This window comes from Streptococcus sp. 477, from assembly GCF_013277295.1.
Taxonomy (GTDB): domain Bacteria; phylum Bacillota; class Bacilli; order Lactobacillales; family Streptococcaceae; genus Streptococcus; species Streptococcus pseudopneumoniae.
Map to the genome: position 1 here is coordinate 1 of NZ_VMMQ01000072.1, position 17,462 is coordinate 17,462.

Below are 17,462 nucleotides of genomic sequence, written 5' to 3' on the forward strand. Positions count from 1 at the left end.
TGAAACTAAGCAACTATATCACCAGTTTTAGATGGCTTTAACAGTGAAATTATCTCCTATTTGCCGAACTTAGTACAAATGAAAGCTATGCTAGAACAAGCCTTTACAGAGAACCATTACGAAAATACAATTCTCCATAGTGACCAAGGATGGCAATACCAACACGATTTCTATCGTCATTTTTTAAAGAATAAGGGAATCTAACCATCTATGTCACGTAAGGGTAACAGCCCAGACAATGGTATGATGGAGTCCTTCTTTGGGATTCTGAAATCGGAAATGTTTTACGGTTATGAGAAGTCGTTTCAATCGCTTAATCAATTGGAACAAGCTATTGTAGACTATATTGATTACTGCAACAATAAACGAATTAAGGTAAAACTAAAAGGACTTAGCCCTGTGCAATACAGAACTAAATCCTTTGCTTAAATTAATTGTCTAACTTTTTGGGGTCAGTACATCAGTACATACACATAAAGGCGTTTTTGTTTGGGAATTACGTGATCTTGATGATATAATATAGTGAAATAAAATAAAAATAGGACAAATCAATCAGGACAATCAAATCAATTTCTAGTAATATTTTAGAAATCCAGATGTACTATTCTAGTTTCAATCTACTATATTTTGGCCCCCTCAATTTAAGGAAGGGAGGTGTTACATATGCTAGAAACTTTACTCACAGTGTTTCTAGCTCTGTTACTTATTAACGTGTTATCTGAGCTTTTCAAGTTATGGCTTAAGAAACGTAAGAAGTAATGGTTAACCCTTTAAGAGGGTAGCAAAAAAAACCATCGGTGGCACGGTGGGGCTTTTTAGTTACATATGCTGTAACTTTACTCACATTGTAAGTTCATTCTAACACAACCCCTCCGATATTTCAAGCTTTTGTTTTGATATGTCCTCAGAGGTCATTTCGCAATCTTATAACACTGAAGCCTGTGGTTTGAGTCCGCTTTACTGAAATTAGCCCACGCTCTACTAGCCTCCATTCTACAGCAAAGAAATCAACTCTTTTCTAGGGGATTTCCGCCCTCATTTTGCTCTTTTGTGCTAAAATAGATTTATAAATTGAAAATAAGGAATGTTTATGAAATCAGGTAATGGTTTTTGCAAAGGCTGTCTCTATTTTTGGGGCTTCTTGTTCTTACTGGGCCTTTTGGTTCAATATGCTCTCCCACTTGCGGCTTGTGTCCTGCTAGGCTATGGTGGTTATCGTCTCTATAAACGTTGGCGCTATCCTCTTTTGCAGGATCGTTCTCTCGACGATTGGATTGAGCTTTTAAAAGCTCGTATTCGTCAGGCGGACAAGGATATTCAGCAATTGGAGGGAACTTTAGTAGAAAAAGGTTCAGATTCCTATAAGAGTCTGGCCAATCAAGTATTGATCGAACTGAGGGAAATCCATCAGGAGGCGGATTGTCTCAAGTCCTATATCGATGCTGATATCTACAACCGTATTGACAAAAAGGTTCGTACAGTAAGGGCAAACATCGATGTTCAGCTAGAACGTTTGGATAGAGAAAGTCAGGTAGAACTTGAAAATGCGGAGCCAGAGGAACTAGCTCCAGAATTGTCTCAGACCTTGGATAATATTGCCGTTGACTATCAGGCTATTTTAGACAAGATTGCCACCTCTGCCGAGGGGGATAAGGAAGAATTGACGGCCATTCATAGTTTGAAGATGGAGAAATTCAAAACGATTTTAGAAGGCTATTTAAAGATTAAGGCCAATCCTAAAAACTATAATCGAGCAGAAGAACGTTTACAGCAAGCTAAATCAGCTATCGAACAATTTGACCTTGAGCTGGACCAGGTGTTGAGAGAACTCAATGAAACAGATATGCGTGATTTTGATATTAGTTTGCGTATCCTAGAAAAAGATCGTAAAGAATAGGTTAGAAACAAAGGAGTAACCATGACAGAATTTAATTTTGATATTGACCAGATTGCCAATAATACGGTAGCTAAGGTGGATAAGACAACCCAAATCATCGAGACCAATACTGGCTCGGACAAGACCTTGACCTTCCTTGAGAAGCTGAGCCCTGAGCAACAAGAAGGGATTAAGGCGCACGTGCCCCAGTTGGTAGACCAGTTTGTCACCAATCAAAATGCTCTTTTGGATTTTGGCCAATCTGCTGTAGAAGGTGTGAACAATACGGTCAACCGTATCTTGTCAGAACAAAAGAAACTGCAGATTCCCCAAGTGGATGATCTTCTCAAGAATACCAACCGTGAGTTGCAAGGCTTTGTAGTCAAATACAAGAACGCTGAAATTGCTGAGTTAGAAGAAAAGCCAAACTTTTTGCAACGATTGTTTAACAAGAGCAAGAATACCCTACAGGAATTTTACTTTGACTCAAAAACAGTAGAGCAAAAGCTCGATGGCATGGCTGCCGCAGTGGTCAAGCAAGAAGATGTGCTAGCTCGAAATATCGTCTCTGCTGAGATGTTGATTGAGGACAATACCAAATCCATTGAAAATCTAGTGGGAGTGATTTCCTTTATCGAAGCCAGCCAGACAGAAGCTGGCAAGCGCGCTGCAGAACTGAAAGCTCAAGCTGACCAACTCGATACAAGTACGGTAGAATACCAAACCAAGTCACAAGAATTGGCCCGCATGGCTGAAGTGGTCAATACCCTTGAACAACAACATACTGAGTATGTCAGCCGTCTCTATGTTGCCTGGGCAACAACACCTCAGATGCGAAATCTTGTGAAGGTGTCATCTGATATGCGCCAAAAATTGGGAATGCTTCGTCGTAATACGATTCCGACAATGAAACTTTCCATTGCCCAACTGGGTATTTTGCAACAATCCATGAAATCAGGTGTCGTGGCAGATGCCATTGTCAATGCCAATAATGCTGCCCTTCAGATGCTAGCTGAGACCAGCAAGGAAGTGATTCCGCAGATGGAAAGAATTGCCCAAAGCCCGACAGTCGCTGTTGAGTCTGTTACCAAATTGGCTGAAAGTCTGGTCGCTCAAAACCAAGGTATCGTCGCAGCTATTGAATTGGGACGCCAGAAACGTGCCCAACTAGAAACAACCATCGTCAAGTCCGCAGAAATGATCAACGATTCTGTCAAACTACGCGATGAGAAAATCGTCCAAGCCCTTCTCGACCAAGGCAAGGCTGCTCAGAAAGAAGTACAAGAATAATACACAAGGATGCTGGGAAAAACTCAATTTCAGGAGAAAATGAAGTAAATCTTTCTACAATAAAACACATAATATCAAGGTTGTATAATTCTTGATATTATGCGTTTTTTTGATTTCAAAGACTTTTTCTCCAGACTCTTGTGATTCTATATTTACCTTTTCTATTCTTTTTGCTTTTATGATAAGGCAGGTTATTTGAATTTTTTTTTAATTCATTAAGTACCGCTCTATTAGATTTTTTATCATCTTTTAATTCGAATTCTTTAGATTTATAAATCAAATAGTCTGAAAAATCTGGAAATAAGGCATTTGTTTCATAATTGTATTCTTTTAACTTTCGTAAAAGTTCTCTTTGAATTAATTCATAGTAGTCGCCAGAAATTCTTTCCTCTTGATTATTTTTATCAGAACCTGATTTGACAGACTTTCCTTCTAAAAATTTAATTACTCCGTCTAAATTTTTAGAAGATAGATCATCTTCTGGCTTAGTATGATTAGAGCTTTGCTGATTTTTTAAAGACTTAATAGAGGCCTCTATATTAAATTTGATATTTAGAATAATTCTATCGATAGGTTTATAATTTTCTAATTCTATTTCATTTTTTTTAAAATTTATAAATTTAATAAGTTTATCAAAATTTATAAAAGCACCTTTTTGTGCCCGTATTCTCTTATTTGTAATTTTCTTATGAACTAAAGAAATTATTCCATTCTCACTATCATTGCTGGAGTCAATTTTATAGAACTCTAACTGAGGATTTTTTATTTTCCCAAAACCTAACATAAACAACATGGCTATGAATGGATTTTCGGAAATATCTAGTAGACTTGTTGGCAAACCATAATGTTGTAAGATAGCTAATTCATCAGCTCGGATATCTAACATTTCTTGATTTAAAGGGACATATTTAACTTCATCAGGAAATTCTCTAGAGATATTTAGATAAAGAGATTCAAAAGTGTTACAGTATTTATTTCCTTCACTATTTTGTAAATTTCTAAATATCCCTGGTACTGTTTCCCAATCCTCTCTTTGTCCCCTATAGTAATTATAGCCTTGTCTTTGAAACGATGTAATCATTTCTTTTATTAAGTAAAATAAACTCCATGAATTTTTTTCATCTTTATATCCTAATCCCGTACCTGCACTTAATAAATATTTATTGATATCATCGATTTCATCTTGCAATTTAGAGTTTTTATTTGTTGATGAGAGTTCTAGATTTTGAATTTTGTAAATTGGTGTTAAATCTTCCTGAGGTTGGTTTATTCCAATTATATTTATTACTATTTTAAAATCATTAAAGATTTTTGAATTCAGTTGATTTTTTATTTCTTCAGGGGATGAATAATAGGTCCCTAAATTTTCATAGAATTTATCCCTAAGTAACATAAAATTCTCCTTAAATGGACAATACACCCAAATTAATAAGTCTATATTTCATAGCCGGATTGGACACATTTAATTTTTCAGCAAGATAAGTAATAATAATTTCATCATTTAAAGTATCTAATTCCTCCCAGGTCATAGAATAATCTATTGCCATTCTATCGATTGCTTTTATGATTAACTTTTGCGGCATTAGTAGTTCTGCTGCAAACTGGTTAGCAGCTCTTTCTTTAGCATTCGCTACTGGTGTTTGTTCACGTTCAGAAATTCCTTCATGTTTTAACACAAAATGGCCTAATTCATGAGACTTAGTAAATCGTTGACGCTGTAGCGGTTCCAAAATATTAACATACATTTTTTTAGTGTCAGCATCATATTTTCCAGAATGCGAATCGAAGTATGTTTCTATAACCTCAATTCCTAATTCAGCAATAATTTTATCAATATCTATACTATATTCATCTGATTGAAGTTCAATGTCTGATATTACTTCTTTTTTATTGTCAAAATAAGACATAAAATCTGTTGAGTATAGTTCGCTATATTTATAGACTTTACACATTATAAATTCTCCTATTTATATTTTTTATTTTTATTAAAAAATTATGAATTATTCTAAGTTATCATGATACAAAAATAGTTTATATTACTATTCTAAACTAAAAAGATCTTTTAGTCTATAGATAGATTGAAAATTTAAGAAAGAAACTACCTTTACTCTGAAATAAGAGATAAAACCATGGGAAACCTTTTCACTACTAGTCTTTTATGATACAATAGAAGGAAGTAAAGGCGTTGTTTTTCGATCTTATCAACGCCTTGGATGAATGAAAAGGAAGAGTCCCTATGGTTTTCAGATTTAAGCAAATAACTAGCTTGTATATATATATATATATATAAACTCGCGTTTTCATACCCATTTTCAAAACCTACCAATGTTTTTGGTAGGCTTTTTGCGTTGTAGAAATGGGGTATGAACATGGCTTACACGTTATCAAAAGAATTAGAACAAGAACTCATCGTTTCAGCACCTGAGTTGCAGCCTAGTTATACTGCCATCGTAGAATACCTAGAAGCTATCAACCAGAAAGAAGCATCTGGAAGCAATTCTCAGGAACTCCAGAACCAGCTTGCTATTCAGCTGAGACGTTTAGAAGATTTGGTGCAGGGTTATATCCAAATAAAGAAGAACCCACATCACTACCTAGATGCAGATAAAGAATTGACGGAAGGCTATCAAGCCATTAAAGGGACAGAGCAAGATCTTCTCAAAAAATTGCAATATCTCAATCAAGCCGCCTTGCAGGATTTCCATATCAGCCAGAGACTCTCTCCCAAAGATGAGACTGCTATCCCTGTAGCAGGTAAAGCCAAAACCAAACAGGAATTGGCTATCGAGCGAGATTTGATCAACCGGTTGACAAAGGGAGAAAGTCAATGGGTGTATCGACCTGAGTTAAATACAGAAGACCTCCTATGGGGAAACTTTTTTGCCAAGCTGGAAGCCAATAATGTCCGCATTTTGCAAGACCATCCCCTTACAAATTCAGAGAAAAATCAAATTAAAAACCAGCTCAATTTCGTCAACTTCTACGAAGCAGCCAAGTGGATAGCAGGGGAAAATGGCATTGCCAAGGTGCAGGTTCAACGTGAAGATGCTAGTTTAGGCACCATTCGCTTGGAAGTCTTGTGGAGAAACAATGTCGCTGGTGGCAAATCCAGCTATGAGGTTGTCAATCAAGTCATCACAGGCGGAGAAGGGATTCGCCAGCGTCGTGGGGATGTGACTTTGCTGATCAATGGTCTGCCTATGATTCAGATTGAACTAAAAAGCCGTTCTCATCCTTACATGGATGCCTTCCGTCAGATTAAAAAATACGACCAAGAAGGACAGTTCAGAGGCATTTTTTCAAGTCTTCAGATGTTTGTCGTCTCTAATGTCACAGACACCCGCTACATCGCAGCTGCCAAAGCCAACAAGCTAAATGAGCGCTTCTTGACCAAGTGGGTGGATAGTGAAAATAGACCTCAACCTCAACTATTTGACTTTGCAGAGTCTGTCTTGTCGATACCGAGAGCCCACGAGATGGTCATGCAGTATTCTGTCATTGATGATGACAAGAAGGCCTTGATTTTATTACGCCCCTATCAGGTACATGCCATTGAGGCTATCCGTGAAGCCAGTCGCAAGCGCCAGTCAGGCTATATTTGGCATACGACCGGTTCAGGAAAGACCCTGACCTCCTATAAGGTTTCGCGCAATCTGCTTCAGATACCATCTATTGAGAAGACAATCTTTGTGATTGATAGGACAGACCTTGACCAGCAGACGACTAGTTCTTTTCAATCTTACGCAGAGAACGATATGATCGATATCGACGAGACCGATGATACACAGGAATTGGTTAAAAATCTAGCTTCTGATGACCGCCGTGTCGTTGTGACGACCATCCAGAAAATCAATGCTATGATTCGTCAGTTTGATGAAGGCCGTCACCAAAAGGTCTACAATCGTATCAAACAACTCAAACTAGGCTTTGTTGTTGATGAATGCCATCGCGCAGTGACTCCTGAACGCCAGCGCCACCTAGAGCACTTCTTTACAAATTCTCTCTGGTATGGGTTTACAGGAACTCCTATCTTTACAGAAAATAAACGTGAACAAAAAGGAGACCTTGCTCAGACGACCGAAGAGCAGTACGGTGACTGCCTCCACCAATATACCGTCAAAGAAGCCATCCATGACAAGGCGGTTCTTGGTTTTAATGTGGAGTATCAGACGACCATGCCTGGTTGGGCAGAAGATGAGATTGACGAGGAGCGTTATGATGACGAAGAACATATGCTTGCCGTTTTAGATGCTATTCTCAATCGCTCAAGACGCAAACTCGGTTTCCAAAATGGGGTAGGAAAAACCTATGAAGCCATTTTGACTGTCAAAAGCATTGTCCGTGCGCAGGCCTATTATAACCTGATTAAGCAAGTCAAAAATGGAGAGAAGTCTCTAAGCATTTCGGAAAATGTTAAAAAGGTTTTGCCAGACTTCCCTAAGGTTGCCATTACTTACTCTGTGACAGAAAATGAAGCAAACTCCTATGTCAACCAAGCCTATATGGAGGAGAGTTTAGAAGACTACAATGCCATGTTTGGTACCCATTTTAGCCTAGCAACCATTGCATCCTACAATAGTGACCTCAACGACCGTCTGGCCCGTAAGAAAGAACGCTTTGCCTTCCGTGAGGAACAGTTGGACTTGGTTATCGTTGTGGACCGCTTGTTGACAGGCTTTGATGCCCCTTGCCTATCGACCCTATTCATGGACCGTCAGCCCATGAAACCCCAGCACATCATTCAGGCCTTTTCACGAACCAATCGCCTCTTTGATGAAGGCAAGAAATTCGGCCAAATCGTTACTTTCCAAACGCCTGACCGTTTTAAAGAAAAGGTGGATGAAGCTCTGAGCCTCTACTCAAATGGTGGCGAAAGCAGTGTTTTAGCCCCAGAATGGCAGGAGGAGAAGGCCAAGTTTCTGGAGAAGGTTCATCAACTATTAGCCATCGCTCCAAGTCCAGAGCAGGTGCCGGATTTGGATACAGCGACAGATGCAGAATTAAAACGCTTTGCCAAGGCCTTCCAAGAATTTGACAAGCTCCTATCTTCTATACAAGTCTATTCTGACTATGATGAGAAAGTCATCCTCAGAGAGATTGGACTTAGCCTAGAAGACATCGAGAACTTTGCCGGCCAATATCAAAATGTCATCGAAGAACTCCGCAGACGCAGAAAAGAAGACCAAGAAGATGAAGGTGTGCTGCTGGATATCGAGTATGAGCTCGAATCCATCCGCACCGACGAGATAAACTATCACTATATCCTCTCTCTCATCCAAGCCTTGATCGAAAATCGGGAAAACCTTATCGGTAAAAAGGAAAAGGGTCTGGTAGATAACTATATCGAAGATTTGAACAAATCCAATCCCAAGTTATCCAGCCTCATCTCCAAACTCTGGCAGAATGTCCAAGCAGATGCTAAGAGCTATCAGGGGCAGTCTGTGACCCATAAGTTGGATGAGATGATTGAGCTAACAACCCAGAAAAAGATTAGTGAAACGGCAGATTATTGGCAGATAGGAGAGGATGAACTCCAGTTCGTAGTGGACAACTACCGCATCGGACGAGACAAGCAAAATGGTGAAAAAGCCATTACGGAATCTCAGGACTATCTGGCCTATAAGGAAGCCCACGGAGACAAGGCACTACCAAAACTCAAATACAAAAAAGCCCTCAAAGAGGACTATATGCGCATGATTTCAGAGGATATCTTACCGCTAAGAGGGAGATAGGTTTATACTCTTCGAAAATCTCTTCAAACCACGTCAACGTCGCCTTGCCGTAAAGTGTTTTGAGCAGCCTGCAGCTAGTTTCCTAGTTTGCTCTTTGATTTTCATTGAGTATTAAAAATAGTCAGAAAGATAATGTTGGGAAGGTTTTCGACCAATTAGGGTCAAAATTCCCCTATCTTCAAGATGCAAGAAAGCATCCTTGACCTTTTTCTTAGAGTAATGATGGTTGGACTGATTGGCCAGTTGGATGATGCTTCTATCTTCTATACCATCTCTCTTATCATCAACAAAGAGCTTGGACTGAGCGAGTAGAAACAAGATGTATTTCTCGACTTCCTCCAGCCCTTCTGTCTGCTCTATCTTAACTTTATAGCGATTCAGTTGCTCTTGTTTTTCAAGGAGGGTTTGGATAATATTTTCCTGTCCTTCCTTGATAAAAGTCAACAAGGTTTCAACGAAGAAGGTAGCATCGGCACGGTTGAGATAATCGCCAGTATTCCTAAAAGCCTTATAATAGTCTTGCTTATGGTGATTGATTTGTTGGGACAAAACTAACCCTGAAAATTTATCGAGTTTTCTAGACAAGTACTTGGCAAGGATATAGCGTCCTGTCCGACCGTTACCGTCATAGAAGGGATGTATATTTTCAAAAAAATAGTGTCCAGCACAAGCCTTGACAAGGTTTGGGATAGAATGGTCGTTTATAAAACGAATCCACTCTGTCAGCATGACCTGAATCTGTTCCTCCTTTTGAGGTGGGATATAGATGACTTTGCCAGTCTTGTCGTCTTGGATAAAGACCGATTTCTGTCTAAAAAACTCTCCATCGAGTTCATCCTCTGGCGAGATTTCTCCTTGTGTTAATTGGTCATAAATCCCTCTGATATCTTCAAGAGATTGGATTTGGAGAAATTCATCCTTAAGGATTTGTTGGTACATTCGCAAGGTGGAAAGATGTTTGATTTGTTCGGTCTTATAGGGGTCTTCCTCTAGGAGTTTCTCCACATCGACCAACTCTTTACGAGTTGTATGGATACCTTCGATTTCATTTGTGGAAATAATCGATTGGTAGAGCTGTTCTTTATAAAACTGATCGTGGGCAATCTTAGGGAGGGTATCAGCTATTTCACTAATTCGTTGAGACTGCTGTGAAATAGTTTCCATCAGTTGGGAAATCCCTAGATGTAGGGTTACAAATAAAGGGTATTGACTTGTTTTGACAGTATCGCGTTGCATTAAATGAGGATAAAGAGATGTTCTAATGGAACTGTATCCTTGTAAGCGTAGTTGATACTCTTCCTCATACTGGTCACGATGACTGTAGTAGATTTTTCTAAGTTCTCTATAGTTCATATGTAGTCATCCTCGCATTTCAACGTTTTTTAACATTATATCACAAAATAAGCCTATCTATTGTTTCAAAATAGGCAAAATTGAAGAATAGAATAGCATAGTTTCCTATCTAAAGTGCAAAAATGGCCAAAATTGAACAATAGAAATGATAGATGGCAATCCTAAAGTGTAAAAATAGGTAAAATTGAAGAATAGAAATCAAAAAGAGAAAACCTAAAGTGTAGAAATAAGAAAATGGAGTAATAGAAAGGGGGGATAGAGTGGAGAAATTATTTATTATCGGAAATGGTTTTGATATGGCGCATGATTTGAAGACGAATTATCTATATTTCAAGAAGTTTGTTTATCAGCAGGCTTATGGGAAAGATGAGTTGTTAGAGTCGTTGCAAACATCAAAGGGAATTTGCGACTTTTTTAGGGAAAAGGATATTGAAATTCAAGAACAACATCGATATGTTAATGAAGATGAGTTGAGAGACATATATGGATATTCTCTGCCTAAAATTAGAAATGGTCAGTTAGATAAACATGAACGGTATCAATTTATTTATCGACATATGATGCAATTAATGAGATTAGAAAATTTTTGGTCTCAGTTGGAGCGTGATTTAGGTTGGATAAATGAGGTGAAAATTATACCGCCATCTTGTGTCTTGGAAAATTTAGAAACATATTCTGAGGAACTGGCAACGATTCTTGAAAAATTTCTAAGAGTAGACATTGAAAACTTATTTAGGGAATGGGTTCAATGTTTTATTCTTGATTGGGATAATATGCCTACTAATCTAAAAAAACTAAAACGAAAGAAATCTGTTGAACACAATAAAAATGCCTACTTTTTAACTTTTAATTATAGTATGTTATTAGAGGATTTCTACGGTATAAATTCTGAACAAATATGTCATATACATGGAAGTATTTCTGAAGATAAACTAATATTTGGACATAATCGTGAAATGGATTCTTATGATAAATTTAGACAAAATAACCCAACTGAGGTACGTGACTTTCTTCATAATTTAGTTTATTTGACTAGAAAGCCCGTCCATCAGCAACTTAGAAAGCACGAATCCCTTTTCAAAAATTTAAGTTCTATCAAAGAAATCTACTTCATTGGTTTTGGTATTCGGGATGAGAATGGAGTGGATGCTCCGTACTTTAAAGAAATCTTTAAACAGGCACCGAATGTGAGCATTTATGTAGACCAGTTTGATAAGAAGTATGAATATACTATTAAGAAAATACTTAAGGCATGGGGTGCTCATAAAGCTTATCAATTGCAATTTATAGATACAAATAAAGATGAAATAGTTGGAGGAGTAATATGATAAAACAACCAAGTTATCGATTTGTAGGATTTGAAGATGAGTGGAAGGAAGTGAAAGTCTCAGATATTTTTAGAGTTACTAGGGGACAAGTACTAGCAACAACGCAGATATCAGAAGAAAAAACAGATACTTATAAATATCCTGTATATTCTTCTCAAACCAAAAATGAAGGGTTATTAGGCTATTATGATAAATATCTATTTGAAACAGCAATAACTTGGACAACTGATGGAGCAAATGCTGGAACGGTAAATTACAGGGAAGGAAAATTTTATAGTACAAATGTGAACGGTGTTTTACTGTCTGATGAAGGTTTTGCTAATAAAGTGATTGCAGAAATATTAAATAACGAAGCTTGGAAATATGTTTCAAAAGTTGGCAACCCGAAATTAATGAATAATGTAATGTCAGAGATTAGTTTAGTTATCCCTAATGATTTTAGAGAGATTTCTATTCTATCAACTTTCTTCCAAGATATTGACCAGCTCATTAGCCTTCAACAGCGTAAGTTAGAGGTGCTCAAAGAGCAGAAGAAAACCTACCTCAAACTCCTCTTCCCAGCCAAAGGACAAACCAAACCAGCCCTTCGCTTCGCAGGATTTGAAAATGACTGGAAGGAAGTGAAGTTGGGGGAAGTTACGAATATAAAAACTGGTGGTAGAGATGTTCAAGATTCTGTTGAGAATGGATTATATCCATTTTACATTCGTTCAGAAGAAGTAAAACGAATTAATTCATATTCTTTTGATGGAGAGGCTATCTTAATACCTGGAGAAGGAAGATTAGGAGAAATTTTTCATTATGTAAATGGGAAATTCGATGTTCATCAACGTGTTTATAAAATCTCTAACTTTACAGATGTTAACGCTAAGTTTGTACTACAGCAGATGAAAAAAGATTTTAAACAGCATGCTATGAGGAATACAGTAAAGGCAACGGTTGATTCGCTAAGATTGCCAACAATTCAGTCATTTACCGTCTTCGTTCCCTCTCTCCCTGAACAAGAAGCTATCGGTTCTTTCTTCCAAGACTTAGACAAGGCCATTGCCAAGCAAGAGGAAAAAGTTAACCAGCTCAAAGAAAGCAAACAAACCCTACTCAGAAAAATGTTTATCTAAGATACTAAAACCGTCAAAAGCCCAGTGATTCATTTTTAAAAGAGTTTATCGTAAAATGAGTGCGAACGAAGTGAGCTTTTAGAGGATATTTTCCGCCATGGTGGTATCCTATACAATAACAAAGTTATTGTATAGGATGGGATTTTGGAGAGTAAAATAGTTCGGGGAACTATTTTAGCCTGAGCATGTCAATGAAAGGGCGAAGTGCTCAAAAATTAGGGATGAAATTCCTTGGATTTCTAAAATCATCCACTGGATAATTTTACCTCCCGTCCGCACTATTTAAGGAAGATATAAAAAAGAAAAATATTTTAAAACATGGAATACTACTAACAACATAAATTGATAGGAGACCCTATGTCACAAACAGATTTATCAAGAGAACTCTACCAATCCCTCTGGAATGCGGCAGATATCCTGCGTGGCCAGATGGAAGCCAATGAATATAAGTCCTACCTCTTGGGCTTGATTTTCTACAAATATCTATCCGACAACATCCTCCAATCCGTCTGCGATAATTTGGACGAGCCCTTTGAGTCCTTCCAGCAAGCCCAGCTTCTCTACGAGGAAAACTTTGCGGATGCAGATGTCCGTGAAGACCTCATCGAGGTCTTAAATGACGAGTTGGGCTATGTGATTGAGCCTTCTCTAACCTTCACCAAGCTGGTTCAGTCTATCCATGAAGGAACCTTCCAACTAGAATCCCTAGCCCAAAGTTTCCGTGATATCGAGCAGGCCAATGAAAAATTTGAAAATCTCTTCGAAGATATCGACCTCTATGCGAAAAAGCTAGGAAACACCCCACAAAAGCAAAACAAGACCATCTCTGAGGTTATGAAACAGCTCAACGACCTCAATGTGTCTGGTCATGCTGGTGATATCTTGGGTGATGCTTATGAGTACTTGATTGGCCAGTTTGCCAGTGATTCTGGGAAAAAGGCTGGAGAGTTCTATACACCTCAAGCAGTCTCTCACCTCATGACCCAGATTGTCTTTGCAGGGCGGGAGCATCAAAAGGGGATGTCAGTTTACGACCCGACCATGGGTTCTGGATCTCTCTTGCTCAATGCCAAGCGCTATAGTAAGGAAGCTTCGACGATTTCTTACTACGGTCAGGAGTTGATTACTTCGACCTTCAACCTTGCTCGCATGAATATGATGCTTCATGGGGTCGCGATTGAGAACTATCACCTCAGTAACCACGATACCCTAGATGAAGATTGGCCGACTACCGAGCCAACAGACTTTGATGGGGTTTTGATGAACCCACCCTATTCACTGAAGTGGTCAGCAGATAGTGGCTTCCTGCAAGATCCTCGCTTTTCAAGTTATGGAGTTCTTGCACCTAAGTCAAAAGCAGATTTTGCCTTCCTTCTTCACGGCTTTTACCACCTCAAGCATAATGGGGTCATGGCCATTGTCCTTCCCCACGGAGTCCTTTTCCGAGGAGCAGCCGAGCAGAAGATTCGCCAGCACCTGCTAGAAGAAGGCGCTATTGATACAGTTATCGGCTTGCCAGCAAATATCTTCTACAATACCTCTATTCCGACAACCATTATTATCCTTAAAAAGAATCGCACCAATAAGGATGTCTTCTTTATCGATGCTTCAAAAGAGTTTGAAAAAGGGAAAAATCAAAACAATATGACCGAAGACCATATTGCCAAGATTTTGGAGACCTATCAAAAACGTGGGAATGTCGAGAAGTTTTCCCATCTAGCCAGCTTTGAAGAAATTGTCGAAAATGACTATAACCTCAACATTCCACGCTATGTCGATACCTTTGAGGAAGAACCCGTAGTTCCCCTAACCGACCTCGCCGACCAGCTCGCAGAGATTGATAAAGAGATTGGAGAGGTAGAAGCCAGACTCGCACACATGCGCAGCCAGCTAGTAGGCACAACACCAGAAGCCCAAGCAGAATTAACCGCCTATCTCGAAAAGTTGAAAGAGGTTTAGAGACTTGTGAGAATAATCTGCTAAAAATTTAGAAAAATAAAATGACAGTAGAAAATCTATTGTCATTTTTGTTATTGATTATCTAAGTAAAAATCGAATTAGAACTAAACTAAAAGGATTCAGTCCTATCAAATACAGAATTTAATCCTTAACATAAAGATAATGACTAACTTTTTGAGAAGTGATGTTATTTTTCTAAAACAAAATAAGTAAAGTGTGTATTATTTTCGTGAAGTAAAAACGGNNCCGTTTTTACTTCACGAAAGAAAGTAGAAGTGAAGCAAAACGAAGATGAGCTTCAATATAAAATTATTGAACTATTCTTAGCAGGTGTGGACAAAAGTAAGTACGATTTCTTTGAGCAGAGTCTGTTGAAAGAAATTCTTCATCAATTAATTTATTTAATAATGTATATACAGTACGTTCAGAGATACTGAGGTGTTTGCTGACTTGTTTTGCTTTAAAAATTGGAGAAGAGAAAATGAAATCAAGAAGTTGAATACCAGAGACAGAATTCAATTTTGGTATTATTTCTTCTTTCATCTTATTATAAAGATTTAAGATATCCTGTGCCTTTTTTGTACTCTCTTCTGCTGAGAAAATTACTCCTTCCAAATAGTATTTAAACCAATCTTTCCAGTTATTATTTTTAGAGATGTTTGATAAATGAGAGATATATAGTGATCGATCACTTTCAAAATATGAACTCATGTAAAATGTAGGATAAGATAGCAATTCTTGGTAGTAAAGAAACAGTGGGATTAACAATCTTCCTATTCGACCATTACCATCTTCGAATGGATGAATCATTTCAAATTGAGCATGTACAATAGCTGATTGAACTAATAAGTCTAAATCATCATGATGCATATATTGTTCTAAATTGGACATATACTCCGTAGTTTGTTCTGGCGGAACTGGTGTGTAAGAGATAGTTGCTCTACTTCCAATGTAATTTTGAGTTCTTTTAAAATTTCCTGGATTCTTGCTGCTTCCTCTAACGTTATCCAATAGAATTTTATGCATCTCTTTTATTATTCTATTAGATAATGGTAACCCTCTAGAGTTATTGTCATTAATTGTAGTAATATTTTCGAGAGCATAAAAAAGTGCTTTTCGATAATTAATAATTTCATGTAGTTCATCACGTTCTATATCAACCTTATTACCTGCTTCGTAATTTAGTAGGTCTTCTAGAGTTGCATGAGTACCTTCAAGTTTTGAGGAAAGGACGGCTTCTTGGCTGAGCAATGGTGAAATTAGTAGCATTGGATTGATAATAGATGCTAAAAATCCTTCATAGGTTCCAATAGCTATACCTGCTTTAGAAACTAATCTAATTATTTGTGGATCTGTATATATTGAAGTATAGTCAAATGGAAGTTTTTCTGGTAAATAGGGTTTAGGTATGTTTTTAAATGTATTATTCATGTTTATAATTCCTATTAAAATTTTTTCTCAATATTTTTATTATAGAAAGCCAATGTAGTGAGTGACTATAACCTGTACTTGAATTATATTTCTAAGGTATATTGACAAGTATATGAAAATCAAGTAAAAAAGTAAACTGGATTGTCAATTTAAATCTTTGATTTTATGATATTTTTTAAAATAGTAATGTAAATATTTTTAGAGTTTAAGTTTGATTAAAAGTGTGTATCTTCATTAAGTATAGATTGAAAGGATTAATGTTGAACAATTTTAATGAGATGCTAAAAACGGAATATAAATGTTTGTTTTATTTCATTATAACACAGAGATAAGAAAAAATAGATAGCGAGACGAGTTTAAATAGGATTACTCGTTATGAAATGTTAATTACTTTTGATGGCTTAACAAATATTATCAATAATGTAGTCATTCGAATGATTCTCATTGCAATGTACTGAAATTAACAAAAAGAAAAAACGCTTGAATCAGCGTTTTTCTTCTGTATTGATTCGTATTGAATGCTTACTTCACTTCTGTAAACACAACGTGTTTGCGAAGTTTTGGTGAGTATTTCTTCAATTGAAGACGGTCTGGAGTGTTACGTTTGTTTTTAGAAGTAAGGTACAAGCGTTCACCAGATTCTTTGTGTTCAAGTGTAATATTTACGCGCATGGTATCTCCCTTCTATTATTCAGCTGATGCAGCTTTAGCGATTTTACGTCCTTTGTAGTATCCTTTAAGTGATACACGGTGAGAACGTGAGTAATCTCCAGTAGTTTCGTCAAAGTTTACAGATGGAGCTGTTACTTTGTAGTGTGTACGACGTTTGTTTTTCTTCGCTTTTGAAGTGCGACGTGCAGGTACTGCCATTTTAATTTCTCCTTTTAAGATATAATTCAGTTAGGTTTGATTTTCATCAACTTTAATAGTATATCAAAACTTTTTTGTAAAGTAAAGTTACTTGACAAAAAAAGATGAAAAAATTCTCCTATTCGGCACGGCAGACAGGAGAAGGTGTTAAATATCAATCTCAAATGGTTCGTCAATGGTTTCTGATACGTATTTTCCGTCTTTCTTCCGTTGTTTGACACATTCTGTGAGGAGATATTCGATTTGCCCATTGACTGAACGAAAGTCATCTTCTGCCCATGATGTGAGTGCAGCGTATAACTTTGTTGAGAGTCGAAGGGGGATCTGCTTTTTTTAGCTTCAACCATCTTTAGTAAAGACTTCCCGTGTTGACAATTGGTTGTGCATCATGATTGCCACAAAGAACGACAAGGAGATTTGAAACCATGGCAGCTTTTCGTTCTTCGTCAATCTCTACCAATTCCCCTTCATTGAGCCGTTCCAGTGTCGTTTCAACCATTCCCAT

At 37.4% G+C, this 17,462-nt stretch carries 14 protein-coding genes and 1 pseudogene; 7 read left to right on the plus strand and 8 right to left on the minus strand.

All coding sequences use genetic code 11. From position 1 onward, the window contains the following. Positions 1–15 precede the first annotated feature (15 nt). The 3 genes and pseudogenes from HT691_RS08485 to HT691_RS08495 all read left to right on the plus strand — a co-directional run. Positions 16–429: pseudogene (locus HT691_RS08485) on the plus strand (IS3 family transposase); the annotation flags it as partial. Between the two features lie 661 nt (positions 430–1,090). Beyond that, positions 1,091–1,897, plus strand: a complete 807-nt coding sequence (locus HT691_RS08490; RefSeq protein ID WP_172925328.1) for a hypothetical protein — start codon at positions 1,091–1,093, stop codon at positions 1,895–1,897. 21 nt (positions 1,898–1,918) lie between these two features. Further along, complete coding sequence (locus tag HT691_RS08495; protein ID WP_000134328.1) at positions 1,919–3,166, plus strand: toxic anion resistance protein; 1,248 nt, start codon at positions 1,919–1,921, stop codon at positions 3,164–3,166. Positions 3,167–3,281: 115 nt separating this feature from the next. Here HT691_RS08495 and HT691_RS08500 read toward each other — a convergent pair whose 3' ends face one another. Next, a complete protein-coding gene (locus HT691_RS08500) occupies positions 3,282–4,559 on the minus strand; it encodes an FRG domain-containing protein (protein ID WP_023941419.1) in 1,278 nt (425 codons plus the stop codon). Between the two features lie 10 nt (positions 4,560–4,569). Then, on the minus strand, positions 4,570–5,118 hold the full coding sequence (locus HT691_RS08505; RefSeq protein ID WP_000335401.1) for an ImmA/IrrE family metallo-endopeptidase: 549 nt from the start codon (positions 5,116–5,118) through the stop codon (positions 4,570–4,572). Between the two features lie 411 nt (positions 5,119–5,529). Between HT691_RS08505 and HT691_RS08510 the strand changes: the two genes are divergently transcribed. Then, on the plus strand, positions 5,530–8,898 hold the full coding sequence (locus HT691_RS08510; RefSeq protein WP_240148182.1) for a type I restriction endonuclease subunit R: 3,369 nt from the start codon (positions 5,530–5,532) through the stop codon (positions 8,896–8,898). 111 nt (positions 8,899–9,009) lie between these two features. Here the strand turns inward: HT691_RS08510 and HT691_RS08515 are convergent, their stop codons facing one another. Further along, positions 9,010–10,251 (minus strand): Fic family protein, encoded by a 1,242-nt coding sequence (locus HT691_RS08515; RefSeq protein ID WP_172925329.1) that lies wholly within the window; start codon positions 10,249–10,251, stop codon positions 9,010–9,012. A gap of 260 nt (positions 10,252–10,511) precedes the next feature. Here HT691_RS08515 and HT691_RS08520 point away from each other — a divergent pair, with 260 nt between their 5' ends. The 3 genes from HT691_RS08520 to HT691_RS08530 all read left to right on the plus strand — a co-directional run bounded on the left by HT691_RS08520 (position 10,512) and on the right by HT691_RS08530 (position 14,656). Beyond that, on the plus strand, positions 10,512–11,579 hold the full coding sequence (locus HT691_RS08520) for an AbiH family protein (RefSeq protein ID WP_172925330.1): 1,068 nt from the start codon (positions 10,512–10,514) through the stop codon (positions 11,577–11,579). Then, positions 11,576–12,697, plus strand: a complete 1,122-nt coding sequence (locus HT691_RS08525; RefSeq protein WP_007284838.1) for a restriction endonuclease subunit S — start codon at positions 11,576–11,578, stop codon at positions 12,695–12,697. The genes HT691_RS08520 and HT691_RS08525 overlap by 4 nt, the downstream gene beginning before the upstream one ends. Positions 12,698–13,054: 357 nt before the next feature. Next, complete coding sequence (locus HT691_RS08530) at positions 13,055–14,656, plus strand: type I restriction-modification system subunit M (RefSeq protein WP_138701522.1); 1,602 nt, start codon at positions 13,055–13,057, stop codon at positions 14,654–14,656. Between the two features lie 309 nt (positions 14,657–14,965). Here the strand turns inward: HT691_RS08530 and HT691_RS08535 are convergent, their stop codons facing one another. From HT691_RS08535 to HT691_RS08555, 5 genes are all read right to left on the minus strand, one after another. Then, positions 14,966–16,087, minus strand: coding sequence for a Fic family protein (locus HT691_RS08535; RefSeq protein WP_001066336.1), 1,122 nt, complete (start codon positions 16,085–16,087; stop codon positions 14,966–14,968). A 522-nt stretch (positions 16,088–16,609) separates the two neighbouring features. Continuing rightward, positions 16,610–16,759 (minus strand): 50S ribosomal protein L33, encoded by a 150-nt coding sequence (rpmG, locus tag HT691_RS08540; protein WP_001265622.1) that lies wholly within the window; start codon positions 16,757–16,759, stop codon positions 16,610–16,612. A 15-nt stretch (positions 16,760–16,774) separates the two neighbouring features. Continuing rightward, positions 16,775–16,957, minus strand: coding sequence for a 50S ribosomal protein L32 (rpmF, locus tag HT691_RS08545; RefSeq protein ID WP_000290417.1), 183 nt, complete (start codon positions 16,955–16,957; stop codon positions 16,775–16,777). A gap of 147 nt (positions 16,958–17,104) precedes the next feature. Then, positions 17,105–17,281, minus strand: a complete 177-nt coding sequence (locus HT691_RS08550) for a PTS ascorbate transporter subunit IIC (RefSeq protein WP_033607100.1) — start codon at positions 17,279–17,281, stop codon at positions 17,105–17,107. 25 nt (positions 17,282–17,306) lie between these two features. Next, positions 17,307–17,456, minus strand: coding sequence for a hypothetical protein (locus HT691_RS08555; RefSeq protein ID WP_162199234.1), 150 nt, complete (start codon positions 17,454–17,456; stop codon positions 17,307–17,309). Positions 17,457–17,462 lie beyond the last annotated feature (6 nt).

Bases quoted from the DNA above. Each gene is read 5' to 3' on its own strand.
- HT691_RS08490 (WP_172925328.1), top strand. From the start codon at position 1,091: ATGAAATCAGGTAATGGTTTTTGCAAAGGCTGTCTCTATTTTTGGGGC.
- HT691_RS08500 (WP_023941419.1), bottom strand. From the start codon at position 4,559: ATGTTACTTAGGGATAAATTCTATGAAAATTTAGGGACCTATTATTCA.
- rpmG (WP_001265622.1), bottom strand. From the start codon at position 16,759: ATGCGCGTAAATATTACACTTGAACACAAAGAATCTGGTGAACGCTTG.
- HT691_RS08510 (WP_240148182.1), top strand. From the start codon at position 5,530: ATGAACATGGCTTACACGTTATCAAAAGAATTAGAACAAGAACTCATC.
- HT691_RS08555 (WP_162199234.1), bottom strand. From the start codon at position 17,456: ATGGTTGAAACGACACTGGAACGGCTCAATGAAGGGGAATTGGTAGAG.
- HT691_RS08535 (WP_001066336.1), bottom strand. From the start codon at position 16,087: ATGAATAATACATTTAAAAACATACCTAAACCCTATTTACCAGAAAAA.
- rpmF (WP_000290417.1), bottom strand. From the start codon at position 16,957: ATGGCAGTACCTGCACGTCGCACTTCAAAAGCGAAGAAAAACAAACGT.
- HT691_RS08530 (WP_138701522.1), top strand. From the start codon at position 13,055: ATGTCACAAACAGATTTATCAAGAGAACTCTACCAATCCCTCTGGAAT.
- HT691_RS08515 (WP_172925329.1), bottom strand. From the start codon at position 10,251: ATGAACTATAGAGAACTTAGAAAAATCTACTACAGTCATCGTGACCAG.
- HT691_RS08525 (WP_007284838.1), top strand. From the start codon at position 11,576: ATGATAAAACAACCAAGTTATCGATTTGTAGGATTTGAAGATGAGTGG.
- HT691_RS08495 (WP_000134328.1), top strand. From the start codon at position 1,919: ATGACAGAATTTAATTTTGATATTGACCAGATTGCCAATAATACGGTA.
- HT691_RS08505 (WP_000335401.1), bottom strand. From the start codon at position 5,118: ATGTGTAAAGTCTATAAATATAGCGAACTATACTCAACAGATTTTATG.